General features: G+C 41.2%; 26 protein-coding genes, 1 pseudogene and 1 riboswitch. Of the genes and pseudogenes, 11 read left to right on the top strand and 16 right to left on the bottom strand.

Annotation, left to right across the window (positions count from 1 at the left end):
* Positions 1-6: 6 nt before the first annotated feature.
* Positions 7-1,350 carry a 30S ribosomal protein S12 methylthiotransferase RimO gene (gene rimO, locus F993_RS13625; RefSeq protein ID WP_004653305.1) on the bottom strand — a complete coding sequence of 448 codons (1,344 nt, stop codon included), beginning with the start codon at positions 1,348-1,350 and terminating at the stop codon, positions 7-9.
* 328 nt (positions 1,351-1,678) lie between these two features.
* Between rimO and glnL the strand changes: the two genes are divergently transcribed.
* The 5 genes from glnL to F993_RS13650 all read left to right on the top strand — a co-directional run bounded on the left by glnL (position 1,679) and on the right by F993_RS13650 (position 6,756).
* Complete coding sequence (gene glnL / locus F993_RS13630) at positions 1,679-2,788, top strand: nitrogen regulation protein NR(II) (protein WP_004653304.1); 1,110 nt, start codon at positions 1,679-1,681, stop codon at positions 2,786-2,788.
* Positions 2,775-4,268, top strand: coding sequence for a nitrogen regulation protein NR(I) (glnG, locus tag F993_RS13635; RefSeq protein WP_004653303.1), 1,494 nt, complete (start codon positions 2,775-2,777; stop codon positions 4,266-4,268). The genes glnL and glnG overlap by 14 nt, the downstream gene beginning before the upstream one ends.
* A 143-nt stretch (positions 4,269-4,411) precedes the next feature.
* Positions 4,412-5,053, top strand: a complete 642-nt coding sequence (locus F993_RS13640) for a TetR/AcrR family transcriptional regulator (protein WP_004653301.1) — start codon at positions 4,412-4,414, stop codon at positions 5,051-5,053.
* A 112-nt stretch (positions 5,054-5,165) separates the two neighbouring features.
* A complete protein-coding gene (gene argF / locus F993_RS13645) occupies positions 5,166-6,086 on the top strand; it encodes an ornithine carbamoyltransferase (RefSeq protein ID WP_004653300.1) in 921 nt (306 codons plus the stop codon).
* 145 nt (positions 6,087-6,231) lie between these two features.
* Positions 6,232-6,756, top strand: coding sequence for a protein tyrosine phosphatase family protein (locus tag F993_RS13650; RefSeq protein ID WP_004653299.1), 525 nt, complete (start codon positions 6,232-6,234; stop codon positions 6,754-6,756).
* Here F993_RS13650 and ispF read toward each other — a convergent pair.
* Positions 6,744-7,235 (bottom strand): 2-C-methyl-D-erythritol 2,4-cyclodiphosphate synthase, encoded by a 492-nt coding sequence (gene ispF, locus F993_RS13655; protein WP_004653298.1) that lies wholly within the window; start codon positions 7,233-7,235, stop codon positions 6,744-6,746. The genes F993_RS13650 and ispF overlap by 13 nt on opposite strands.
* 98 nt (positions 7,236-7,333) lie before the next feature.
* Between ispF and F993_RS13660 the strand changes: the two genes are divergently transcribed.
* Positions 7,334-7,981, top strand: a complete 648-nt coding sequence (locus tag F993_RS13660; RefSeq protein WP_004653297.1) for an A1S_1983 family putative colistin resistance protein — start codon at positions 7,334-7,336, stop codon at positions 7,979-7,981.
* Positions 7,982-8,024: 43 nt separating this feature from the next.
* Here F993_RS13660 and F993_RS13665 read toward each other — a convergent pair whose 3' ends face one another.
* The 4 genes from F993_RS13665 to F993_RS13680 all read right to left on the bottom strand — a co-directional run bounded on the left by F993_RS13665 (position 8,025) and on the right by F993_RS13680 (position 12,796).
* Positions 8,025-9,269 (bottom strand): D-amino acid dehydrogenase, encoded by a 1,245-nt coding sequence (locus F993_RS13665; RefSeq protein ID WP_004653296.1) that lies wholly within the window; start codon positions 9,267-9,269, stop codon positions 8,025-8,027.
* A gap of 180 nt (positions 9,270-9,449) precedes the next feature.
* Positions 9,450-9,539: riboswitch (glycine riboswitch) on the bottom strand.
* Positions 9,540-9,673: 134 nt separating this feature from the next.
* Positions 9,674-10,165: a hypothetical protein gene (locus tag F993_RS13670; RefSeq protein WP_032812671.1), complete on the bottom strand. Its 492-nt coding sequence runs from the start codon at positions 10,163-10,165 to the stop codon at positions 9,674-9,676.
* A gap of 113 nt (positions 10,166-10,278) precedes the next feature.
* Positions 10,279-11,673, bottom strand: a complete 1,395-nt coding sequence (gene fumC / locus F993_RS13675; RefSeq protein WP_004653294.1) for a class II fumarate hydratase — start codon at positions 11,671-11,673, stop codon at positions 10,279-10,281.
* A 115-nt stretch (positions 11,674-11,788) separates the two neighbouring features.
* Complete coding sequence (locus tag F993_RS13680; protein ID WP_004653293.1) at positions 11,789-12,796, bottom strand: SDR family NAD(P)-dependent oxidoreductase; 1,008 nt, start codon at positions 12,794-12,796, stop codon at positions 11,789-11,791.
* 68 nt (positions 12,797-12,864) lie between these two features.
* Here F993_RS13680 and tusD point away from each other — a divergent pair, with 68 nt between their 5' ends.
* Genes tusD through F993_RS13700 form a run of 4 tightly spaced genes read left to right on the top strand, consistent with a single transcriptional unit; the run spans position 12,865 to position 14,264 of the window.
* Positions 12,865-13,233 carry a sulfurtransferase complex subunit TusD gene (gene tusD / locus F993_RS13685; RefSeq protein ID WP_004653292.1) on the top strand — a complete coding sequence of 123 codons (369 nt, stop codon included), beginning with the start codon at positions 12,865-12,867 and terminating at the stop codon, positions 13,231-13,233.
* A gap of 43 nt (positions 13,234-13,276) precedes the next feature.
* Positions 13,277-13,627, top strand: coding sequence for a hypothetical protein (locus tag F993_RS13690; protein WP_004653291.1), 351 nt, complete (start codon positions 13,277-13,279; stop codon positions 13,625-13,627).
* Positions 13,628-13,638: 11 nt separating this feature from the next.
* Positions 13,639-13,914 (top strand): hypothetical protein, encoded by a 276-nt coding sequence (locus F993_RS13695; protein ID WP_004653290.1) that lies wholly within the window; start codon positions 13,639-13,641, stop codon positions 13,912-13,914.
* 38 nt (positions 13,915-13,952) lie between these two features.
* Positions 13,953-14,264 carry a TusE/DsrC/DsvC family sulfur relay protein gene (locus F993_RS13700; protein ID WP_004653289.1) on the top strand — a complete coding sequence of 104 codons (312 nt, stop codon included), beginning with the start codon at positions 13,953-13,955 and terminating at the stop codon, positions 14,262-14,264.
* A gap of 10 nt (positions 14,265-14,274) precedes the next feature.
* On the opposite strand, the gene F993_RS13705 is transcribed toward F993_RS13700, so the two are convergent.
* On the bottom strand, positions 14,275-15,138 hold the full coding sequence (locus F993_RS13705; RefSeq protein ID WP_004653287.1) for a DMT family transporter: 864 nt from the start codon (positions 15,136-15,138) through the stop codon (positions 14,275-14,277).
* A 124-nt stretch (positions 15,139-15,262) separates the two neighbouring features.
* On the opposite strand from F993_RS13705, the gene F993_RS13710 reads away from it, so the two are divergent.
* Positions 15,263-16,660, top strand: a complete 1,398-nt coding sequence (locus F993_RS13710) for an aminotransferase-like domain-containing protein (protein ID WP_004653286.1) — start codon at positions 15,263-15,265, stop codon at positions 16,658-16,660.
* Positions 16,661-16,665: 5 nt separating this feature from the next.
* Here the strand turns inward: F993_RS13710 and F993_RS13715 are convergent, their stop codons facing one another.
* The 9 genes and pseudogenes from F993_RS13715 to F993_RS20685 form a co-directional block, all read right to left on the bottom strand.
* Positions 16,666-17,148: a winged helix-turn-helix transcriptional regulator gene (locus F993_RS13715; protein ID WP_004653285.1), complete on the bottom strand. Its 483-nt coding sequence runs from the start codon at positions 17,146-17,148 to the stop codon at positions 16,666-16,668.
* A 181-nt stretch (positions 17,149-17,329) separates the two neighbouring features.
* Positions 17,330-18,559, bottom strand: coding sequence for a molybdopterin molybdotransferase MoeA (locus F993_RS13720; protein ID WP_004653284.1), 1,230 nt, complete (start codon positions 18,557-18,559; stop codon positions 17,330-17,332).
* Entirely contained in the window at positions 18,559-19,482 is a 924-nt protein-coding gene (moaCB, locus tag F993_RS13725) for a bifunctional molybdenum cofactor biosynthesis protein MoaC/MoaB (RefSeq protein ID WP_004653283.1), read from the bottom strand. The genes F993_RS13720 and moaCB overlap by 1 nt, the downstream gene beginning before the upstream one ends.
* A 17-nt stretch (positions 19,483-19,499) precedes the next feature.
* Entirely contained in the window at positions 19,500-20,039 is a 540-nt protein-coding gene (locus tag F993_RS13730; RefSeq protein WP_004653282.1) for a molybdenum cofactor biosynthesis protein MoaE, read from the bottom strand.
* 2 nt (positions 20,040-20,041) lie between these two features.
* Complete coding sequence (locus tag F993_RS13735) at positions 20,042-20,293, bottom strand: MoaD/ThiS family protein (RefSeq protein ID WP_004653281.1); 252 nt, start codon at positions 20,291-20,293, stop codon at positions 20,042-20,044.
* 22 nt (positions 20,294-20,315) lie between these two features.
* Complete coding sequence (moaA, locus tag F993_RS13740; RefSeq protein ID WP_407637341.1) at positions 20,316-21,353, bottom strand: GTP 3',8-cyclase MoaA; 1,038 nt, start codon at positions 21,351-21,353, stop codon at positions 20,316-20,318.
* Positions 21,354-21,635: 282 nt separating this feature from the next.
* Positions 21,636-23,915, bottom strand: coding sequence for a molybdopterin-dependent oxidoreductase (locus F993_RS13745; RefSeq protein WP_004653278.1), 2,280 nt, complete (start codon positions 23,913-23,915; stop codon positions 21,636-21,638).
* An 18-nt stretch (positions 23,916-23,933) separates the two neighbouring features.
* A complete protein-coding gene (locus F993_RS13750) occupies positions 23,934-24,809 on the bottom strand; it encodes a MaoC family dehydratase (protein WP_004653277.1) in 876 nt (291 codons plus the stop codon).
* A gap of 306 nt (positions 24,810-25,115) precedes the next feature.
* Positions 25,116-25,476 (bottom strand): annotated as a pseudogene (locus F993_RS20685) (KGG domain-containing protein); the annotation flags it as partial.

The raw sequence follows: 25,476 nt of genomic DNA, 5'->3' as shown, positions 1-25,476 counted from the left end.
TCAATATCAAGCAGATTTAATCTGAATTAACTTTGCAAACAAATCGTATTCATCTGCATCGGTAATTTCGACTTCAAGCAGATCACCCGCTTTAATCACACTTTTATCAATATCTTCTACAAAAACATTGCCATCAATTTCTGGCGCATCTGCATATGAACGTGCAACTGCAACGGGGAATTCATCTTCCAAGCTATCCACAAGCACTGTCATTTTCTGGCCGATACGTTTTTGTAGTTTTTCCGCTGAAATTGCTTGCTGAACTTCCATAAAACGTTCATATCGATCTTGCTTGATTTCTTCTGGCACATGATCAGGTAGATCATTCGCAGTTGCACCCTCGACAGGTGAATATGTAAAACAACCAACTCGATCTAGCTGAGCTTCTTTCAACCATTCCAACAACATTTGGAAGTCTTCTTCTGTTTCTCCAGGGAAACCAACAACAAAAGTCGAGCGAATCACCAATTCAGGACATTTTTCACGCCATAATTTAAGGCGTTCTAATGTGTTTTCACTATGAGCTGGTCGCTTCATCAATTTTAAGATGCGCGGACTGGCGTGCTGAAAAGGAATATCTAAATAAGGGAGAATTTTGCCTTGTGCCATAAGATCAATGGCAGCATCTACATGCGGGTAAGGATAAACATAATGCAAACGGACCCAGATACCGAGTTGCCCTAGTGCTTCACACATGTCATAGAATTTGGTTTTAACTGGCTGACCGTTCCAAAAATCTAACTTGTACTTGGTATCCACGCCATATGCTGAAGTATCCTGAGAAATCACCAAGATTTCTTTTACCCCAGCACGCTTAAGCGCTGCTGCTTCATCCAACACCTTCCCGACAGGACGAGACACAAGATCTCCGCGCATACTTGGGATAATGCAGAACGTACAGCGGTGATTACAGCCTTCTGAAATTTTCAAATAGGCATAATGCTTCGGCGTTAAACGAACGCCTTGCTCTGGAACTAAATCAATAAATGGGTTATGTTTTGGTGGCGCAGGTACATATTCGTGCACTGCTTCCATCACATCTTGATAGGCCGCTGCCCCCGTTACTTTAAGTACATTCGGGTGCATTTGGCGAATTTTGTCTTCGTCTTTACCTAAGCAACCGGTAACGATCACTCGTCCGTTTTCGCTCATGGCTTCGCCAATGGCATCTAAAGACTCTTGCACTGCAGATTCAATAAAACCACAGGTGTTAACAACAACCAAATCTGCACCGTCATAATCTGATGCAACCTGATAACCTTCAGTCTTTAACTGAGTTAAAATTCGTTCAGAATCTACCAATGCCTTAGGACAACCTAAAGATACAAAACCGACTTTGGGGGTCTTCATGAATCTGCGCTCCACTTGAATCGGCGTATTGTATGACTTTTCTTTGTCTTCGCATAGCAGCAAAGCCATCTCTTTGTGTAATGCACCAAAATACGACCAAAATTTTAAACAAAATCCAACAACGCACCAATTTGAAGCATAATAAAATATTGAAATAAGCAGATGTATGTGAAAAATACCGTATAAATCGATTCTTTCAGATTTAAGTGATTGAAATTTAGTTAATACAAAGTTGGCTTGTATTTTGCATAAAGTACATTTTAGAAGTTAATGGCTCTTCATTAAAATTTATATTTATTGCGCCATTTTAAAACAGGACGATTCACAAATGGATCAACAGAACACTATCGACTATCGACTCTTAGTAGATAATCTGACAACTGCCATTTTATTGGTCGATAGTAAGCTTAATATTTTTTATTTAAATTCTGCTTGTGAAGCATTATTTGATATCAGCTTGTTACGCGCATCAGGTCAGCCGGTATTAAATTTGCTGCATGCACATGATGATACCTTCAATACGCAAGAAGCTTTATTAAATACCTTAGAAAGTGGTCAACACTACACGCGACGTGAAGCAGTGATCAATGTGAATTTTAAACCCATTCATGTCGACTACACCGCTTCACAGCTCAATGCTGGTAAAAGTTATCACCCTTTATTATTAATCGAACTTAATCCAATTGATCGGATGTTAAAAATTTCAAAGGAAGAAAACCTCGTTCAGCAACACCAAGTGGCCAGACAATTGGTCCGTGGCGTGGCACATGAAATTAAAAATCCTTTGGCTGGTATTCGTGGTGCAACTCAACTACTGGCACGTAGTTTAGGTGATGATAGCTATCGTGAGTTTACCGATATTATTATTAGCGAAGTTGATCGACTCACTAATTTGGCAGATACCATGCTTGGTTCTCGTCAATTACCAAGTTATGAACTCAGCAATGTACATGAACCCTTAGAACGTGTTCGCTCACTCATCGCAAACCAAACCAAGAAGAAAATCAAGATTACCCGTGATTATGACTTGTCTTTACCCGATGTCATGGCTGATCGTGACCAACTGATTCAAGTCATGCTCAACATTAGTGTCAATGCAGTACAAGCCATGACCGAGAATAAAGAGTTCTTTACAGATTCTGAGCCTGAACTGCTTTTAAGAACTCGAATACAACGCCTCGTTACTATTAATGGTGTATTAAATCGCTCAGCTGTTCGTATCGATATTGAAGACAATGGTCCTGGCGTTCCAGAAAGCATTCTTGAGTCTGTTTTTTATCCACTAGTTACAGGTCGTGCCAAAGGTACTGGGCTTGGCCTCAGTATTGCTCAAAATATTATGCATCAACATAACGGAATGATTGAGTGTCAGTCAGTTCCAGGAAAAACCATATTTAGCCTATATCTACCTTGGGAGTTAAACCATGTCACGAAATAAAATTTGGGTAATAGATGACGATCGTGCCATGCGTTGGGTACTTGAGAAAACCTTCAAAGAAGAAGGTTTTGATGTCACCAACTTTGAAGAAGCACAAACTGCACTGGAACGCTTACATGACGATGCGCCTGATGTGATTTTGACAGACATCCGCATGCCAGGGATTGATGGTCTAACCTTCTTATCCAAGGTGAAAAACACACATCCAGACCTGCCTGTAATTATCATGACAGCACACTCTGATTTAGAATCTGCCGTATCGAGCTATCAAACTGGTGCTTTTGAATATTTACCCAAGCCCTTTGATATTGATGAAGCCTTGGCATTGGTCAATCGTGCCATTTTGCATATCAATAAATTGCAACAACAAGAAGCCACCAAAACAGCATCGCCTTTACAATCAACCGAAATTATCGGCGAATCCCCTGCAATGCAGGAAGTTTTCCGTGCAATCGGTCGTTTATCACAATCACACATTACCGTATTAATTAATGGTGAATCCGGCACAGGTAAAGAGCTAGTTGCGCATGCCTTACACAAACACTCACCGCGTCGTGCCAAACCATTTATTGCACTGAATATGGCAGCCATTCCAAAGGATTTAATCGAAACTGAGTTATTTGGACATGAAAAAGGCGCATTTACAGGGGCAAACACCCAACATCAAGGTCGTTTTGAACAGGCCAATGGTGGTACTTTGTTCCTCGATGAAATTGGTGATATGCCATTTGAAACACAAACACGCTTACTCCGTGTTTTAGCGGATGGTGAATTCTATCGTGTCGGTGGACATATCCCTGTCAAGGTCGATGTTCGTATTGTGGCTGCAACCCACCAAGATTTGGAAAAACTGGTTAATGAAGGACGTTTCCGTGAGGACTTGTATCATCGTCTAAACGTGATTCGTATTCATATTCCAAAGCTGTCACATCGCAGCGAAGATATTCCGATGCTGGCGCAGCACTTCTTGGCACGTGCAGGTAAAGAACTCGGCGTCAGTCCTAAAATCTTGCGTACTGAAACTACAGATTATATGCAACAACTGCCTTGGCCAGGTAATGTTCGCCAACTGGAAAATACCTGTCGCTGGTTAACGGTCATGATCACAGGTCGTGAGGTTTATCCAGAAGATTTACCAGCCGAACTTAAGCAAGCGTCTGTACATAAAAGTGCTGATGCACAAGTGGCATCAAATACCAGTCCAGCTTTGGTGGAACGGATTGCTGTGCACCATTGGGATGAGTTATTGGGTCAATGGGCAATTCAAAAGCTTAAAAATGGCGAAATGAAAATATTAGATATCGCAACGCCAATGTTTGAACGCACGTTGATTAATGCGGCGTTACAACAAACCCGTGGTCGTAAACGTCATGCAGCAGAACTATTAGGTTGGGGACGTAACACGCTCACCCGAAAACTGAAAGAGCTCGGCATGGACTCTACTGATGACGAAGAAGATGAAGAAGTTCGTTCTGCTTAATGAATAGTGATTAAAAAGCGAATCCATGTGATTCGCTTTTTTACTTAAATTGAGATGTTTTGAAACACTCATTAATTTCATTGCCATACAAGAGATATGGTTTTTGTTATACTAAAGAGAGCCCCATTACTTCAAAGTAGATAATGACTGATATTTGCTATCCAAGCTGTGCCAAACCTCAAACTCGTCGTGGAGAAGAACGTCGTCTTGCCCTATTACTGTGCGCAACCGACCTGTTTTTAGAGAAAGGTTATGAAGCAGTGTCTCTGGATGACATCGTCAATCATGCAGGTGGTTCAAAAACCTCAATTTATAAATACTTCGGCAATAAAGAAGGTTTGTTTACTGCTATTTGCGACTATCGTAGAGAAGTGTTCTTTAAAGGTGTGTGTTTTCCTTATATATCGGAAACTGGGAATTTAAGAAACTACTTAACCCAAACTTTACATCGTTTTTATCAACACATTATTCAACCAGAAAACATTGCTTTTATGCGTATGTTTACTGAACAGACTCAGAAAGACGCACAACTCGCTCATTATTTTTATAACCAATGCGCCTTGAATATTCAAAACACGATTTCTTTTGCTTTAGAACATGCCCATGCAAACGGCGAGATTTTCTGTGCCAAACCCCAATTTTCTGCAACCATGTATTTTGGTATTTTACGCGATGTCGAATGGCGTAATTTAATGGGTTTAAATGTTCCTGCAGATGACGCAGAAATTATTGATTATATTAACTATTCTGTAGATTTATTTTTAAAAGCTCACCAAAAGGTCTAATTCTTTTGCATTTTCCCGAGCGTATAGTATAGTAGTCAATTCTTTTTTATTCACCACTCATCAAACAGCAATTAATTATTGTTTTTATTCAATAATTATTGTGGGAGTAGCTATGGCGCTTCGGCATTTCCTAACTTTACGTGACCTATCCTCATTAGAACTGCAACGTATTTTAGATCGTGCACAAGAACTTAAACGCATGCAACATAGCAATACGCTATACCAACCTTTTGCGGGTAAAGTTTTGGGAATGATTTTTGAGAAGTCGAGTACACGTACACGCATTTCTTTTGAAGCAGGTATTTGCCAGTTTGGTGGTAGTGCAATTTTTCTTTCGCCACGCGATACGCAACTGGGTCGTGGTGAACCGATTGAAGACTCTGCACGTGTGATTTCAAGTATGCTCGATATCGTCATGATCCGTACCTTTGGTCATGATATCGTAGAACGCTTTGCATCCTATTCTACTGTTCCAGTGATTAATGGTTTGACTGATGACCATCATCCTTGCCAATTGCTCGCAGATTTGCAAACCTTCCAAGAACACCGTGGTAGCATCGAAGGCAAAACTGTGGCTTGGATCGGAGATGGCAACAATATGTGTAATTCATATATTGAAGCAGCACACATGATGGGCTTTAAGCTGAAAATCGCCTCTCCTGAAGGCTATGAACCACAAGCAAAATTCTTAGCTGAATTTGCTGACTGCGTAGAAGTTTTTAACAAAGCTGAAGATGCAGCAGTGAATGCCGATCTGATTGTCACTGATGTCTGGGCGAGCATGGGACAAGAAGAAGAACAGAAACTCCGTGAAAAAGCTTTTTCCGATTTCCAAGTCAATGAAAAACTCATGGACTTGGCTCATCCAGATTGCTTATTTATGCACTGCTTACCTGCTCACCGTGGTGAGGAGATTTCAGAACATATGCTAGATCACAAAAATGCAGTGGTTTGGGATGAAGCAGAAAATCGCTTGCATGCTCAGAAAGCATTGATGGAATTCTTACTAAACGAGAATCTTAAAAAAGATTGAGTTGAATCAAAACAGCATCATTTGATGCTGTTTTTATTTGTGCGCTTTAAATTGAACACTGAAATAAAAACACTTATAGTAAGACAAGCCCTTTAGAATAAGTTTCTCACCATGTGAGAACTTCACTGAATACACAGCGGACGTTATGACTTCACTTGAACAAGCCTTATCTCAAATACCAAATTTTTCTTTGGTGCATGAGCATCTGTTTAGCTCTGCTCAACCGACTGCTGAGCAATTACAACAAATTAAAGAATATGGTTGCAGCACAGTGATTAATCTTGCAACCAGCAAATCTAATCATCATTTGGCCAAGCAAGACCAGATCTGTTTGGATTTGGGACTAAACTATATGCACATTCCAATTGGTTGGGATGTGCCTTGTTCTGAGCAATGCCTGTTTGTTTTAGATCTGATTGATCATTTAGTACAAAACGAGATCATTTGGCTACACTGCGACGACAATATGCGTGTCAGTAGTTTGATGTACCTCTATCGCCAATTCTATATGAATATTGATCTACCGACGGCCCAAGAGCTATTGCACCAAACTTGGGAGCCCAATGAAACATGGACGGGTTTAATTCATAGTATTACTTTACAACTGCAAGGTCGTAAAGCAACACAAGAACTCGAACAATCATTGATCAATAGTAATCATTTTGCTTGATGGGAAACCAACACGGTTGCGGTCGCCAAAATACCTTCTTGGCGACCAGTAAAACCTAGCTTTTCAGTGGTTGTGGCTTTAATACTGATTTGAGTCACATCAACATCCAAGACATCGGCAATACTTTGGCGCATTTCCAGATTATGTTTTGCCAACTTAGGGCGCTCGCAAGCGACGGTGATATCAGCATTGTTGAGTTGATAACCGCGATCTAGAATCAATTGGTAGACATGTTTGAGTAACAAACGACTGTCTGCGCCTTTATATTCTGGATCTGTATCAGGAAAATGCTGTCCAATATCACCCAGTGCTAAAGCACCCAATAACGCATCACTTAAGGCATGTAACACCACATCGCCATCTGAATGCGCCTTTAAACCGTGTGTATGTGGGATTCGAGTACCAGCTAAGGTAACAAACTCACCTTCTTCAAATGCATGTACATCAATCCCTTGTCCAATCCGAATTTGAGCAACCATATGATTTTCCTTTTACAATATACCGAACAAATCTTGTATTCAGGCTTTCTATTTCGCTATAGTACGTTGAGCAAATTAGACTGAAAGTATAAGTGATTATGCTGTTTAACACTGTAAGAAATCAATTAAAGAAAGCTGGTTACATCATCACATTGAGTTGTTTTTGCTCAACATTTGCCTATGCAGAAGCAATTGACTGCACCAGCAATGATTTAAACGCTAAAAAAATCTGTACTAAGCAATATCAAGAGCAGCGTTTAAGGCTGAATGCCAAGTTTCTGACTGCTTATTTAGTGACAGATGCCCCACTACAGCTATTACATGACACTCAAAGCGTGTGGCTAAATCAGGTACAACAGTGCAAAACCAAAAACTGCTATCAGCAGCAATTTGATGCACGTTTAGACGATTTGAATTTTTATACTTCGATGAACCAAACCCTGACCCAACATTATTTAAAATATGAACAAGGTAAGCTAGCCTCACAACCTGTGCATCTGCAAATTCACCAACTGGATAAAGACAAACTTAAAATTGAAGGGACTGCTTATCGCAATCCGAATAACCGCCTAGAAACCCAAACGCTTTCATTACTGGCCTATAGTACGCCAGAACAAAGAAATCAAATTATTGATAATGAAAAAAAATGCCAGTATCAGTTTGACTTCCAAAAAGCACTGTTAATTGTTAAATCCGAGCAGAAAGACTGTGGCAGATTTACAGGAATTTATCGTTTATACGATTGATCAAAACAAGAAAAAGCCGATGTGAAAACATCGGCTTTTTTATTTAATTTGGATATTTCTGTGCAATTTCTTGGCTAATCAATACCGCTGTTGCTGCGGACAAAGTCCAACCTAAATGGCCATGCCCCGTATTGTAAAACACCCGTGCATGTTTACCCTGTCTAACAACAGGCAACATATTCGGCATCATTGGACGTAAACCCGCCCAAGGAACAACATGCTCGGTGGAGATATCAAAGTTCTGATTGACCCAGTTAATCAACGGCTGAATACGATCTGCACGAATATCACGGTTATATCCATTAAATTCAGCCGTTCCTGCAATGCGTAACCGATCTGCACCCAAACGAGAGGTTACAATTTTTGCACTCTCATCTAGTAGGCTCACCCAAGGTGCATTCTTTACGCTACGCTCATCTTTAAGCTGTACGGTAATCGAATAGCCTTTCACTGGATATACATTAACACTATCCCCCAGCATATCTGCCAATTGATAGCTTCCGACTCCACCACAAACCAAGACCAGATCGGCTACAATTTCAGTGATTCCATCTGCACTTGGATTGACATTCTCCGAGCTGTTTTTACAGTGAACGACCGCTTTGTCTTGACTAAATTTAATATCAACTACATCCAAACCAAAACAATATTTCACACCATATTGCTGTGTTCTTTCTGCCAATCCAACAGAATATTTATGAATATCACCCGTTGCATCACCCGCAGTGTAATAGCCACCATAATAGTCACCCGTTAATGTAGGCTCAATCGCTCTCATTTCTTCAGGAGTAATCGCATTTCGCTCTAATTTACCTTCAAGCAAAACATCATTCACTTGCTTGGCAATTTGATAATCTTCTTTGGTGTGGTACATATGTAAAATGCCACGTTTTTCCAAATCAAAAGAAATATTTTCCTTTTCTGCCACCTCAAATAGGCGCTGTCTTGCTAAAAGTGCTAAACGTACGGTCTCAATCGTATTGGCTTTATAGTTTTTGATATGGGTCAAAAACTCAACTAACCAACGATATTTATGTACACTAAAAGAGGGATTGAGCAATAATGGTGCATCTTTTTTACTCATCCATTTGATACCTTTCAGCACCGTTGCTTTTTGGTTCCAGACCTCAGCATTACAAGCTGACAATTGTCCACCATTAGCAAAAGAGGTCTCCATAGCTGGAAAGAGATGACGATCAATCACGGTCACTTCATAGCCAAGTTTAATCAATTCATATGCAGACGTTACACCCGTAATCCCCGCACCAATCACAACAACATGTGGCATAGCAAACTCCTAGAAATGCATGGCATTCCTTAATGCATAGCCCCATCTGTCATGGTACCTGAGAGTTTCGGCAGATGATTACCAATTAATCATGAAGCCTTCCCCTTCGGTGAGTGTTAATCGTAGAAGAAAAATTATCGTATGTTTCTACAAGTTGAGCACTGCTCTCCAGATTGTATTTCTATTATTACAGTCCTTCTGCCTGAGAGTTTCCGGGGTCGTTGCTCCTTCGGCGAGTTCATTGAAGAACTTCTCTCCCGCAATAATATTTATATCCATATAAGCAATATATATGCCGTTCAAAAATACAGACACTAAATTCTTGTAATTGTTTGTAGATGAAGATTTGCTCAACCTGATTAATATCAAAATAATAAAATGCAGACCGAAGTCTGCATTTAAAATTAGAACTTACACTGCAAAATTTGATCGGAGAATTGATTTTTCCAAAGCTCACGCAATGTCGGCAAATAGAATTTTTCTCCGATCATCACCAGTTCTGCATCAATCAAAGCATGGATCTCATGCATCAAAACATAATCCAGCGCAATCAACGACAATTGTGGTTGCGTTTGCCCAATTTGCTTACGCTTAACTTGTGCTTTTTTTACCAATTCATTCGCAAAGTTTTTGTCTTTATACGTCGTAATAGCACTTAAACGGAGCTCAATAATGCCCCAACCTTCCAATAATTTTTTGAAAACTTCAAAGTCTTTTGAGGTTGCTTCCCATGTCACATTTTCCAAATTATTGTCTTCTGGTAAAACAGGCAATAATAAATCAGCAGTACTTGGAAAAATTTTCTTTAAATTCAACAGAAACTTAACTGGATTGTCGTTTGGAAGATCTGCAAACTGGATGTTAGTTTTGGTATCTGTTAAATAGATATTCAGCATAATGAAGCAACAGTCAGGTAAATCAAAAGGATATTGTACGCAGTTCACTTTATAAAAACTACCCATAAAAAATCCCTCTATTAAAGAAGGATTTTTTCATTCAGCTATCAGGCTTATTTGCTGTTTGGAGAAACCATATTTTCAGGCTTCACCACCTCATCAAATTGTTGCTCGGTGACCAAACCAAGTTCAACCGCAACTTGTTTTAAGGTTTTATTTTCCTTATAGGCTGTTTTCGCAACTTTAGCTGAGTTTTCATAGCCAATGACTGGATTAAGCGCAGTCACCAGCATTAATGAGTTATGCAAGAAGTAGTCAATTTTTTCACGATTAGGTTCAATTCCAACAGCACAATGATCATTGAAGCTATTACATGCATCGCCCAACAACTGAATCGACTGCAATAAGTTGTATGCAATCACAGGCATAAAGACATTGAGTTCAAAATTACCCGATGCACCCGCCACATTAATGGTGGTGTCATTCCCTAAAACTTGAGCAACAACCATGGTCATCGCTTCACTTTGGGTTGGATTGACTTTACCCGGCATGATGCTTGAACCAGGTTCATTTTCTGGAATACGAATTTCACCAAAACCACATCGCGGGCCACTTGCCAACCAACGAATATCATTGGCAATTTTATTTAAGCTTGCTGCTAATGTTTTTAATGCCCCTGATGCAAAGACAGCCGCATCACGCCCTGCCAAGGCTTCAAATTTATTGGGAGCTGTGACGAATGGCAAACCAGTAAGTTCAGCTAACTGTTCAGCAGCTTTCACGGCATAATCTGGATGTGCATTCAAACCCGTACCTACTGCGGTACCACCCAAAGGCAGCTCATATAAACCTGAAAGTGCTTGCTGCAAACGTTTCAAGCCATGTTCTAACTGGGACACATAACCGCTAAATTCTTGACCTAAAGTCAAAGGCGTCGCATCTTGCAAATGGGTACGGCCAATTTTAACGATATCATCAAACTCTTCCGACTTACGCTGTAAAGTTGCTTTGAGCTGTTCTACGGCAGGAATGAGTAACTCATTGATTTGAATGCTTGCAGCCACATGGATTGCGGTTGGGAACGAGTCATTGGTTGATTGTGCACGATTGACATGATCATTCGGATGAACTGGTTTTTGTGCACCCAATACTTGGCCTAATTTCTGATTGGCAATGTTGGCAATGACTTCATTACAGTTCATGTTACTTTGTGTACCGGAACCCGTTTGCCAAACCACCAATGGAAATTGTGAATCCCATTGTCCGGCAATCACTTCTTCGGCAGCCCCGACAATATACTGACTCAAATCTTCAGGCAGTTGTTTTAACTCAGCATTGGTGATTGCAGCAGCTTTCTTCACAAGCCCCATCGCGCGAATCATCGCACGTGGTAATCGTTCCTGACCAATTTTAAAGTTCTGTAAACTCCGCTGCGTTTGCGCACCCCACAAGGCGTCATTCGGTACTTCAATTTCGCCCATGGTGTCGTGTTCAATTCGCATTTGCATAAACAACCTCTACTCTATTTGGTTAAAGTTCTCACGGGCTGAAGCAAAGTGATGCTCTGGCTAGTTGCCGTTATCCTAATCAAAGCAGAAACTATTGTAAATAATAATCATTATCTTAATTACCCTTTAGGGTATTTAAATAAAATCGCCATTCATCTTCAATCATCTGCGATAAAGTACGTTTTGGCGACCAATTCAGAGTCGTTGTCGCTTTGTCTATATTTGCCCCTAATTGGGCAATTTCCTGATGCTGAAATACTGCAGGCTGAATGTTGACTTGGGTTTGCGTCACTTTAGCAATTTCATTTAATAAAGTTTGAATCGATGTCAGTTGCGAATGTGCAATATTGAATGACTCTAAACAGTTGTTCTGCGACTTCAACCAATTCAATGTCATCAATATGGCATCACATGCATCTAATACATGTAGAAAACTTCGCTCAACCGTCCCATCTGCTGTGCTAGCTTGATTTTGCAACTCAATATATTCGCGTTGCATCGCAGCTACTTGCAAAGCCAAAGGTACAATATTTTTAGGCAGTTGCGTCACATACTCACCCAACACGCCATGTTCAAATGCACCCGCAATATTCGATAATCGCAAGTTTACAATGCGCCATTCGGGATCAACTTTATAGGTATCGGCAATAATATCCTCAACCATTTGCTGTGAACGAACATAAGGATTGGGATAACTGTAATTGAATTCAGTCTGTTCAGATAATTTTTCATCTGATTGACCATATACAGCCAAACTGGAGAGATTAATTAATTGTCTCACCCCCATCCGCTGCATGGCTCTTAATAAACTCATAATGCTACTAACATTATCATTATAATATTCAAGCGGTTTTAAAGTAGATTCTTCCAAAGACTTAAAACTGGCCGTATGAATCACCGTGTCGATAGAATATTGTTCAAAAACTTTATTGAGTGCTGGGGTATTGCGTACATCCAACTTTGCAAATGGAATATACATCCCTGAAATGTATTCTAGACGTTCTAAGGTTTGCAAGGTTGAATTGGCTAAGTTATCGACAATAACGATCTCTTGCCCATGTGCCAACAGACTCAAAGCAATATGTGAACCGATAAAGCCTAAACCACCTGTCACCAAAATCATTGTATACTTACCTTCCTTTAAATCTTGTCCATCATCATTTTGCCAACTATGACCATAGTGAATATTCAATGAGTACACTACTGCTAATTACTTCTGCGCCTACATCAATTATGGCTTGGCATGCTTTTGGTTTAGCTCAAGCGTTTCAAAATAAGCATGAAGAATTGCTTGTCTTCTTTTACCAAGATGGTGTTCAGGTTGCGAATGACTTACAGTGGTTTCCTGATGATCAACGCAATCTAAAACATGAATGGCAAAAGCTTGGCATTCGACTCCCTGTCTGTGTCAGTGCCGCCCTTGCTCGGGGAATCACTGATGCGGACAATGCAAAACGTCATTCACTCCAACATCACAACTTAGCCAAAGGCTTTGAACTGGTTGGGCTCGGAGAGCTTGCTGACGCAGTACAAAGCTGTTCTCGTTTAATTCAATTTTAATTAAAGTTCTTTACTAGAGTGTTGCTTTGAAAAGGTAAATTGTGTGAAATCTGTACTCGTCATCCTAACGCAACCTAACTTAACAAGTTTGCAAATCAATGAAAGCTTGTCCGCAACTATGGTTTTAGCAACCTTTGGTATTTCTGTCAAAGTATTATTAAAGTGTGCAGCAATTAGCTTATTAGACAATAAATTAGAATTCGATCAACTTAAACATGAGTTCAAAATTGCAGCCAACATGGTCGAAAGTTTTGAGTTTTATGATTTATCCCCAATTCTGATTGAATCTAAAAATCAAGAACTTAACATCGTTAAAAATACAGATCAGGAGATCGAATTTATTGATCTCAATCCTGAATTTATCCAGTCTTTTGATCATATATTGTACTGGTAAGGTGTCTCATTATGGAACAAACAACGCTCTTTTTAGTCCAATCTGCGGCAGATCAAGCATGGTCTGACTTAGTAAAAATGGCACAATCTGATGACTGTATCGTACTAATGGGTGATGCGGCAATTAAAGTGACTAGATCAATAACAGCGGCTTATTCAAATATTTATTGTTTAAATAATGAGCATAGTCTAATTATTGAAGAACTAAGAGCAGAAATTCTGGCGATTGACTATGCTCAATTGGCAGACCTGAGCTTAAAATTCAAACGTTGTATTTCTTTAAAATAAGTTATCTTCCACTCTTTTTTAATTTTTCAGGCTATTTTATGCAGTTAGAATTAGACCAAGACGGCCATTTAGTAGATTACAGCATCTGGAATCAAGAGGTTGCTCAGGAATTGGCTAAATCTTTAGATTTACAATTAACCGATTGGCACTTTGAGATTCTTTATGCAGTACGGCAGTTTTATCAGCAATTTGATCATTCACCGGCAACACGTCCATTGATCAAATTTTTAATGAAAACGGTCAGTCCTGAAATTGATAATGCCCTATTGCAGCAAAAGTTTAATACAGGTTTGGTTGCTCGCCATTTAAGTCGCTTAGCGGGCATCCCTAAACCTGCAAATTGCTTATAGTCTTTTCCAGCTATGCAAATTTCTTGGCACAAGCTACGCAAGCAATCACTGCAACCGTTACGGCGAACATCGCTGCACTGACTTGCTCATGCAATAAAACCGCAGCGATGACCAAACCAAAGATCGGTTGCAACAGCTGCAACTGCCCCACTGTCGCAATCCCCCCTTGTGCCAAGCCCTTATACCAAAAGAAAAAACCAATCAACATACTGAACAATGAGACATATGCTAAGCCCAGTTTTGCCGATGTTGAAATTTGTGCAAAGCTCACAGGCATATACAGATATGAAATGAGCAGCATGATCGGCAATGTAATAATCAATGCCCAGCAAATCACCTGCCAACCACCCAGATGCTTCGATAGCTTACCTCCCTCGGCATAACCAAAGCCACACAGTATGATTGCCAAAAGCATGAAAATATCACCATAGTTAAAGGCCCAGCTTCCTGTTTGAATCAGCATATAACCAAAAACCAGCAAAGCCCCTAAAATTGCGAATAACCAAAATACCAAATTCGGTCTTTCCCCGCCTCTTAACACGCCAAAAATGGCGGTTGCCAAAGGTAATAAGCCCACAAAAACAATGGTATGTGCAGCACTGACATATTGCAGTGCTAATGCCGTAAAGAGTGGAAAGCCAACCACCACCCCAATCGCAACATAAAACAATGGCAGCCAGTCTTTACGCTCTGGCAATTGTTGACGAGATAATAAAATCAATGCCAAACCAAGAAGCCCTGCAATTGCAGCACGGGCAGCAGTTAAAAATGTAGGACTGAAATCCATAACTGCAAGACGAGTTGCGGGTAATGAACCTGCAAAAATAATCACCCCGATCAGCCCATTCATCCAACCACGACTTAAAGTTTTCATTTATTTTCTCCAAAACTATATGGAGAATTTAAACTGTGATATGGTTTAAGCACCATACACAGTACAGTACAATTCCAAATAACTGTATTGGTTTGTTTACCCATACAGTTATGAATATATTGTTATGAAAAGTACTAAAATCGAATTTGTGATCCAGCATATTCATGAACAAATTAAAGCCCGCTCTTTACTGCCTGGCTCGCGTCTACCTTCAGTCCGCGCTTTAGCTGGCTTGTTGCATTTATCTGTTTCAACGATTGTTGAGGCCTATGAACGTCTTGCTTCTCAAGGCATTATTGAAGCAAAAACCGGTTCAGGCTTTTTTGTAGCAGGCCCACTTGCACCTTTGTCAATCTCGGAAATTCATCCAAAAATTGATCGTAGTATTGACCCACTCTGGATTTCAAGACAAGCCCTTGAAGCCAAACAAGGTGTCTTAAAGCCTGGCTGTGGCTGGCTACCAGATGACTGGATGCCCCATGAAAATATCCGCAAAGCCATTCGTAAGGTATCTAAAGCTCCTGCCAGTATTCTGACAGATTATTCCACTCCTCTCGGTCTGGCACCTTTACGTGAATTGCTCTCACGCAGAATCTTGAGCAAAGGCATCGAAGCGCGTCCCAACCAAATTCTACTAACTGATTCTGGCACCCAAGCAATTGACTTAATTTGTCGTTATTTCCTTAAACCGAATGATGTGGTGCTGGTTGATGATCCTTGTTATTTCAACTTTCATGCGCTACTTAAAGTTCACCAGATCCAAATTATTGGTGTGCCTTATACGCCGACTGGACCAGATCTGGAAGCTTTCTCCCAAGCCATTAAAAAGCACAATCCACGCCTCTACATTACTAATTCTGGCATTCATAACCCGACTGGTGCTGTTCTCACTGCACCAACGGCTTATCAAGTTTTAAAACTGGTTGAACAGTCCAATTTAATTGTGGTTGAAGATGATATTTTTGCAGACCTCGAACTGCATAGTGCCCCGCGTCTTGCAGCTTTGGATGGCTTATCGCGTGTGATTCATATTGGCAGTTTTTCTAAAACGCTGTCTGGTTCTGTTCGCACGGGTTATATCGCAACCCAATCAGAATGGATTGAGGACCTCGCCGATATCAAAATCGCCACCTGTTTTGGGGGGAATAATCTATCCTCAGAAATTTTATATGCTGCATTGACTGATGGTAATTACCGTAAATATCTAGAGGAATTAAAAGTTCGCTTAGCCAAAGCGATGGATACGACAGTAAAACAACTTGAGAAACTCGGCATCAAGACATGGGTTAAACCATCAGCCGGTATTTTTTTATGGTGTGAATTACCTGAGTATTTCGATAGTGCACGTATTGCGCAAAATTGCTTAGAACATGGTGTGATTCTGGCCCCGGGAAATGCGTTTAGCCAAAGTCAAAATTTTAAAAATTTTATTCGTTTTAATGTAGCACAATCCATCGAACCGAAAATCTTTGAGGTTCTATCCCATGCCATTCAGCATGAAATAGAACAACAAAGGCTATAAGCAAATCATGCTGTTTTTTGCTTTTGCTCAATAAAGGCAAAGTAACCTGGGCCAGCCGCAACACGGACATCTCTGGCATGAATCGGTTCATCACATTCAGAACACACCACTTTGGGGTTGATTTTCCGACCGCAGCTTTTATGCGTAAATTCAACAGGTTTACCTAATCCCATATCCATCCATTTATCTGCCCACTGCACCATTGAGAGAATGATTGGATAGAGATCTAAGCCCTTATCTGTCAGTTGATATTCAAACCGTTCCTGACGATCAACATACGGCACTTTGGTTAAAATTTCATGCTCAACCAAACGCTTTAAACGTTCAGACAAAACATGTCGTGTAAGTCCCAGACTACGCTGAAAATCATCAAAGCGACGTATACCCATAAATGCATTACGTAAGATGAGCATTGTCCAACGATCACCCAACACCGAGAGCGTCCTCGCCACTGAACATGGCTGGTCGCCAATTTCGTCCCATTTCATTATTATCACCTAATCATTTTTTTAAAGTTTTATTAAAAAGACATCTATGTCTTGAACCGTCATGTTTAGAAACTAAACAATATAAAATATACACTAAACCACCTTATCCATCAGATGCAATATTGGCACTTGGCTAAAAGTACCAATATTCAGTCATTTTACATAAATTCATCAAAACAATTTAGTTGTGAATGAATAGCCCAGTAAGGAGCTGCCCGCCTTCTAGTTTGGTATTGGCGGGGATACGCACCAGACTGTTTGCTTGCATTAAATTGCTCAGCATATGCGATTGCTGTTTCGCCAAGCTTTGGAACTTGAGTTGCCCTTGATCAAAATAAGCCTGCATTCTTAAAAAACGTTCACGTGCATCCGATTTTAAATCATGAGTGAGCACACCGCTCAACCATTGCAAGGGTTGGCGTTGGTTTTGCAAGGCATCCAATAAGGCTTTGCCATAGACTTGCATACAAACATAGACCGCAGCAGGATTGCCGGGCAAACCTAACAAATAGCAGCTCTGCGCTTGCTGTGTGTACTCGGCAAAGAATAAGGGCTTGCCTGGTTTTTGTTTTACCTTCCAAAAGACTTGTTCAAAACCTGTTTCAAATGCACATGGGCGAACAAAATCATAATCCCCAACAGAAACACCGCCTGTGGTAATGATCAGATCATATTGTTGTTTTAGGCGCTCAAAACATTGCGTCACCTCTGCGGCTGCATCTGCAATGTGCAGAATTTCCGCATCTATGCCATAATCTTTCAACCAAGCTTTCAATAGTGGCCCATTAGCATCAAAAACTTTGCCTGCCTGCAAATCTTCTGCCGTCTCCGCAACTTCATCCCCTGTAATGACCACAACCACTTTAGGTGCTTGAAAAACGTCGATGCTGTGTACACCTGCCATACTCAGTGCTGCCAGTGCACCAATATTAATTCGCTGCCCAACATCCGCCAATTGCTGACCACGTTGCACTTCTTCACCAACAAAACGAATATCCGCTTGGCGCTGAATGTGTTCAGTCAAGCGAATCGTTTGATTGGCTTCTACGGCGACGATTTCTTGTCGTGCAACATGCGTTGTCCCCTCAGGGGTTTTCCCACCAGTGAAAATACGAATCGCTTGCCCATCTTTGAGCTGATGCTCAGATTCACTGCCTGCCTTAATTTCACCAATCACGTCATATACCGTGTCTTTAAGATTCTCAGCAGAACTATTCAGGGCATAACCATCCACTGCACTTTGCGAAAAACTTGGCAGATCGACATTGGAATTGATCGCTTTGGCTAAATAACGATTCAGTCCATCAGCTAAAGGCAATGTCTCAACTTTTAAAGCTTTCGGTTGGGTTTGCACCAATGCTAACGCTTCATCAATACTGATCAGACCCTTTTCAGCACCACATCCTGACATTATTCATAGCCTCCCGGATGGGGTAGATCACGACAGACATCAAAAATATGCACCAGTGCAGGCAAAATGGCCGCCATCGATTCACTTGCGCCGCCACGGCTTCCCGGTAAAGTCACCACCAATGAACGGTCAATAAACCCGGCAACACCACGAGACATTGCCGCATAAGGTGTGCGTCTTTGCCCAAATGAACGCGCCGCTTCCATTAAACCATCGAGTTTGCGCTCCAATAGTGGCTCAAGGGTATCCACAGTAATATCGCGCTTGCCAATACCTGTTCCACCCACTGTCATAATGCATGCATAAGATTTGGTCAGTTCTAGAACTAAATCTTTGAGCTGATCAGCTTCATCTGGCAAAATCTGATAATGAATCGGATCAAAACCTGCTTCAGTCAAAGTTTCTACAACCGATTTACCTGCAGTGTCGGGTTTACGACCTGCTGCAACCGTATCCGAAAGCACCAGTACAGCGGCTGAAACGGGTTGACGTAAAGTACGTTTAAAGTGTGATTTCCCACCTTTTTTCTTCAATAATTTACACTGATCTAAACACAGTTCTTCTGGCTCACAATGCGGTTTTAACATGTCATACAAGGTTAAACCCGCCAGACTTGCAGCTGTTAGGGCTTCCATTTCCACACCTGTTGGCCCAATGGTCTCCACTGTGGTCAGAATCACCACATGGTCATCATGCAGGTCATAATCGACATCGGCGCGGTAGATCGGTAATGGATGGCAGAGTGGAATCAGTTCGTCCGTACGTTTAGCTGCTAAAATCCCTGCAATGCGTGCAGTTTTTAAAGCATCACCTTTTTCGGTATTACCGTCTCGCAATAACTGAATGCAATGTGCGGGGGCATGTAAAATCGCTTGCGCTTCTGCAACACGATAACTCTCGGGTTTCATCCCAACATTTTTCATTTTAACTTCCTGACGCTTTATTCGTGTGTATGCTCATGGCTACAATTTTCATGGTGATGCTCGAGTAAATCCCTCTTTAATAAAGGGGGACTTAGGGGGATTTTCGCTTGAACATTATCGGTCTGATCTTTACGAATACAACAGCCTTCTACATATTGACTGGTACCATCTATAAAAAATTCTTCTTTCCAGATCGGCACTTCATGTTTGACCCGCTCCACCGCCTCTTCACAGGCTTGAAATGCTTCACGGCGATGTGCTGCATAGGCAATGGCAATAATCGCAGTTTCACTGACATCCAAATAGCCAATCCGATGCACGACACGCACATAAGAGACTTGATATTTATCTTTAATCTCCTGTTCGATTGCGCGAATCATTTTCTCAGCAACAGGTGTATAGGAGGTATATTTTAAGGCTTTGACTGCTTTTCCTTCATGATGATTACGAACCGTACCAATGAAAATATCAACTCCGCCACACTCAGGAAAGGACTGGATTGGATCAAAACTATCGAGGCTTAAAGCCTGATCTTGAACTCTAGCAAATTCACGCATATTTAACCTCCCGCTACCGGCGACAGCAACACCAAGGTACAGGAATTTTCTAAGGGGGTTTGGCGGGTAATGATATCTTCGCCAATCGCACATGCACATTTTTCCATGGCATGATCCACCTCTGGATAAAGGGTCACAATATGCGCCAATACATCGTTGACCATTCGGTCTGCTGCAAACTCAAATGCCAGCGGTTTCGGCAATAACCTTTCGATTGCCCCAAACGCTTCTATTTTTATCTCAATGGTTTGCATATTTTCTCCAGACCACTTTTAGTTAACCACCCAGCATATGCATGCTGATTTTACGTGCTTGTTGATGCTGTATCGCATGATAGCCTTTGGCCTTATGCCAAATATAAGGTTTAATTTTTTGATCAAGCTGTTGCAATGCGTGCTGTCTGGTATCCAGACTGGACTGCATAGTGGCTGCTAAATCAGCTTTGATATCGAGCCCCTGCTGGGCGAACAAACAATTGTAAAGTTCACCTTGAGCCGTTAAGCGGATACGATCACAGTCGCCACAAAATGAATGGGTAATGGTTGAAATGATACCAAGCTGATATTGTCCATCCAGTTGATAGATTCGCGCTGGTTCATGCTGTTGTTGCAAGACTTGAATGTCATAATAAGGTTTGAGTTGCGCTAGAATTTCAGCCTCGCTCACCACCGCTTGATCGGTCCAGTGTTGATCGCCATCCAGCGGCATAAATTCAATAAAGCGCAAGGGAATATCATGCTGTTTTGCCCAGCGTACCATCGGCAAAATCTGGTCATGGTTTTGACCCTGCATCAAAACACAATTGATTTTGAATGGGAGACCAGCATTTTTTGCTGCTTCAATACCATTCAGCACAGGCACAATATCTTTTTTAGTCAGTTGTTTAAATTGAATCGGATCTAGGCTATCCAGACTGATATTCAGATCATCCAAGCCCGCTTGCTTCAATTGCTCCGCATACTTCGCTAAATAATGACCATTGGTGGTCATTGAAATACGTTTCAGTCCCAACACCCTAAAGGCCTGTAAATCACGAATAAAATGCACTACACCTTGACGCATAAGGGGCTCCCCCCCTGTGATGCGAATATTTTCAATCCCTTGTTGAACCATATATTTGCAAAAAATCAATAAGGCTTCAAAACTGAGCAAATCGTGCTTTTTCATCCATTGTGGATGCTCAGGCATACAATAAACGCATTTGAAATTACAGCGATCCGTCACCGAAATCCGTAACTTACGCTTAATCCGACCATACTGATCTTGCAAGATCGATAAGCTCGTTTCAGGTCTCTCATGCTTCATCATACGCACTCATTTTGTGAATCTTGTTACTGGGTTTAGCACAGCTTCTGTGCATCCTTGTTGTACTCATCACAGTGAATTATTTTTTATAGCAATAATTATTCCAATCGCACAGCAACTTTATGATGATGTTGCTTATTTAATTGAATAAGTCATACTTTCAATCTACAAATAAAAATTGCGCCTGTCAGCATATTTTTGTTCAGTTTATATTGCACCAATTTCAAACATGATTTAACTAACATGAAAGAATTTGGTGCATTTAAACAAAAATATGAATAGGCTGATCGTCTAAGCGGTGAGTCGCTCTAAACGCACAGGCACATATTTATGATATGGAGTCTTGGATAATGGATCACAATGCTGAGCAGATGTAAGACGATTCAATTGTGGCCCAATCGGTTCTCCACCTCGATAGCGTAATCCATATCCATGCGGTAACGACACCACGCCTTTGCGCATTCCCTCATCAAGTTCGACCGTGACCTGAATCTTGCCATGCTCAGAAATACAGTGCAGCATCTGTCCTGTTTCAACGCCTAAAGTCTGCGCATCTTCTGGATTCATCCTTAAACGCCCCTCTGCATCGACTTTACGCCAAGTAGGATCACGATAAATTTGATTGGCGTTATAACTGCGACGTTCGCCTGCCAATAAAATAAAAGGATAATCTGTGGTTAAAGTCATTGAACCTTGTTTCAGTTGGGCCAGTTCAATGAACATTTCAGGAATTGCCAAACGAATTTTCTTGTCTTTATAGGCGATCAATTCCCAAACATCAGCATAGTCATGTTGTGATAACACCACGCCTGAGCGTTGCTGCAAAATTGTTTGGAATAATTTCACCCCCAGATTGAATCGATTGCCTTTGTAACCTGCTTGCTTAACCGCCTTATAGTGCTGAGCCGTATATTGCATACACAATGGAAGTAATAAGGCTGTAGAGGCTGCATCATTTGGCAAAGTCTTACCCAAGGTACGGTATACAATCGATGCCGCATAAGGAATTAACTTTTTATTTTTCGCAAAACTGACACCTAGCGCGCCGAAATAGGCAAGATAAGCGGTATTGGCGGAATCTTTTTCTGCAATTTTACTCAATATCGGAAACTGTGGAGGAATCACCTGCATGGCTTCGAGCAGACGAGTATAGATTTCTGCTTCAGGTAGGCTATTACCTTGTGCCTTAAATAAAGGATGGCGTAAATGAAAGCCATTATTCGGAAATTCCAGATTGAATCCTGTGAATTCCCACTTTTCAAATTGACTATGCGCAGGCAAGACATAATGCGCCATCCGCGCTGTTTCAGTCATGGCCACATCGACCACAACCAAAAGCTCTAAGGACTGAAAAGCCTGTTCATAGGCAGCCGTATCTGGATAGGTCAATAAAGGATTACAGCTATCTACAAATACCGCACGAACTCGCTTTTCCCCTGCTTTTAGAATCTCATCAGGCAAAATATTCGGAGGAAAGAAGCCTGAAATCGGGAACATTTTATGATGTACGGTACGGCGATATTTAGGATTACGCTCATCGGTATTGCTTAGAATTGGAATGAACATGGTATGTAGATTATTAGCACCTTGTTTACCAAAATTTCCTGTGAGTAAATATAAAAGCTTTTCCAAATAACCATTTAAAGTGGTATTTAAAGTGTGTTGAATGCCAAGATCAATCCGGACACACGCACGTTGCGCCTTGGCAAAATCACGCACAATCTGATAAATCAGTTCCACGGAAACATCGGCTTTTTGGATATATTCTTCAATTGGAACCGCCAAGAAGGCTTGTTTGATCTGATTAAAGCCATGCGTATGCTGCTGAATAAATTGCAGATCATACAGTCCTTCTTGCAGCATGATTGCGATCATGGCCGACATCAGATAAGCATCCGTTCCTGGTTTTAATTGCACATGAATATCGGCTTGTTTGGCCGTTTCAGTCACACGTGGATCAAACACCACCATGGTCCGATTCGGATCTTTTTTGATGTGCTTTAAGGTATCACGTGCATTTGGAATACCGTGCGCCTGAAAAGGATTGGTACCAATAAACAGCACATAATCTGCATGCTCTACATCTTCAGTGGTATGACACGCTTGGCTGCCAAATAAACGGCCATTGACCCAGAAATCGCCCGTTTTTTCCTGCGCCAAAGAATTATAGGAATAGAAACTTTTCATGGCATAGAGCAACTGACGACCATAAGCAGCGCCTAAATGATTGCCCTGACCACCCCCACCTACGGATGCAAAGGCTGTTCCGCCATGGCTATTCCGAATCTGTACCAGCTGCTCAGCAATTTCCTGAATGGCTTGTTCCCAACTGATCTCTTCAAATGAACCATCTACCTGACGTTTTAACGGTGAAGTTAAACGATCAGCATGTTGTTGATAATACTGCAAACGTGCTGCCTTTTGGCAGATATAGCCTTGCGAAAAAGGATGCTGATCATCACCTTTAATCTTCTTAAACCGATTATCTTCAATCTCTACACTGAGTCCACAATTACGTGAACATAGAATACAAGCGGTTACATCCTGTTTGATTGCTGTGGCAGTCGTCATTTTTATCACCTTATTATTTTATGAATATTGACCCATTAAACAGATTTGTCCTGCCGAACCGACAACACGGACATACTTTTGCATCTGCTCGGTACTGGTTTCCACGCGGTTATGTTCTGAAGGAAGTTTGACAGGTTTTAGGAAGCGGACATCAATTTGCTGAATCGGTTGAGGCAGGAATTCAAAACTACGTGCGAACACTCCAAAGCCATGCAGCACTTTTTGACCAAAGTTTGACAGTTTGGCTAATGGTGTAATCCAATGAATCGGATTAAAGTCACCTGTGAGTAAGGCAAATTTCAAACCATCATCTGAACGAGTCGACCATTCGCCTAATGTGTGCCAAAGCTTCGTGTCACTCGTTTCCGAGCGTTTGATTTTTTCAAAATGAGGCAGAATAAAAGCCATATGTAGCAGTGCTTCTACCAGTTCAGGTTCGGCAATCGTACCTGTGGTAATTTGAACTGAAACACGTGCTAAACCATTACGTTCATCCATCTGTGCGATCTTGGCTTGAATCATGAGTTTTTCAGTTCGTGGAAGCTTGCCATGAATTTTCAGACTGACGCCCTGATTGATCACTTTGCTTAATGGGTAGTGAGTTTGGAGCAATAATCGTGTTGCAAAGGACAATCCCCATTGTGACACCATATGGGGTGGGATTGAGTCTTGATATTTATTGAGCTCAGCGCCACTCCATTGGATGTAATGTTCGATTAAATCATGACTCGGTGCATCAATCACCTCATTGATCGGTGCAAGTGTCTGCCAGTCGACTTGAGCAACCTTGCTTTTTTTTAGACTGCGTAAACCTATTTTCCCAAGTCCTGCCAAAGTTGCCTGATGCTCGAATAAGAATTGCAAGGGAATCTGTTGGTAACGAATCGCAAACATATGAAACTCCTGTTCCTTTTATTTTTTCTCACTTTTCGATCACACTTATCGTTATATCATCCCGATCACAATCAGAATCGGATGTTGAGAACTTATTTAAGTTCCAAAATAGAACTCATTTAATTAAAGGTCAAGTATAAACATCATAATTTTATCAAAACGCATCTTTGTTACAGTGATGTTTAAGTAGGAGGCTATATCAACTGAATATTAGTAAAACTCTTAACTTAATGAGAATAAATGGTTAATCAAAAAAAATTGGGTAAAAAATATTTACCCAATTCAGTCTATTAAACAGTAGATTTATTAGCGAGTAAAACGACCGTATTCATCGCGTTTCTGATTAGAGTTACCCCGACTACCACGATCATCATAATCATCGTCGTCACGGCTGCGACCACGGCCGCCTGAACGATTGCCACCGCGATCGTCATAATCATCATCGTTACGACTGCGACCACGACCACCTGAACGGTTGCCACCACGATCGTCATAATCATCGTAATCACGGCTGCGACCACGACCACCTGAACGGTTGCCACCACGATCATCATACTCATCGTCATCATGGCTGCGACCACGGCCGCCTGAACGATTGCCTCCGCGGTCGTCATAATCATCGTCGCTACGGCTGCGACCACGGCCGCCTGAACGATTGCCTCCACGA

It is taken from the genome of Acinetobacter proteolyticus (assembly GCF_000367945.1).
GTDB classification, from domain to species: Bacteria; Pseudomonadota; Gammaproteobacteria; order Pseudomonadales; family Moraxellaceae; genus Acinetobacter; species Acinetobacter proteolyticus.
Note: the sequence above shows the minus strand (reverse complement) of the source record. Positions and strands in the feature narration are given on the sequence as shown.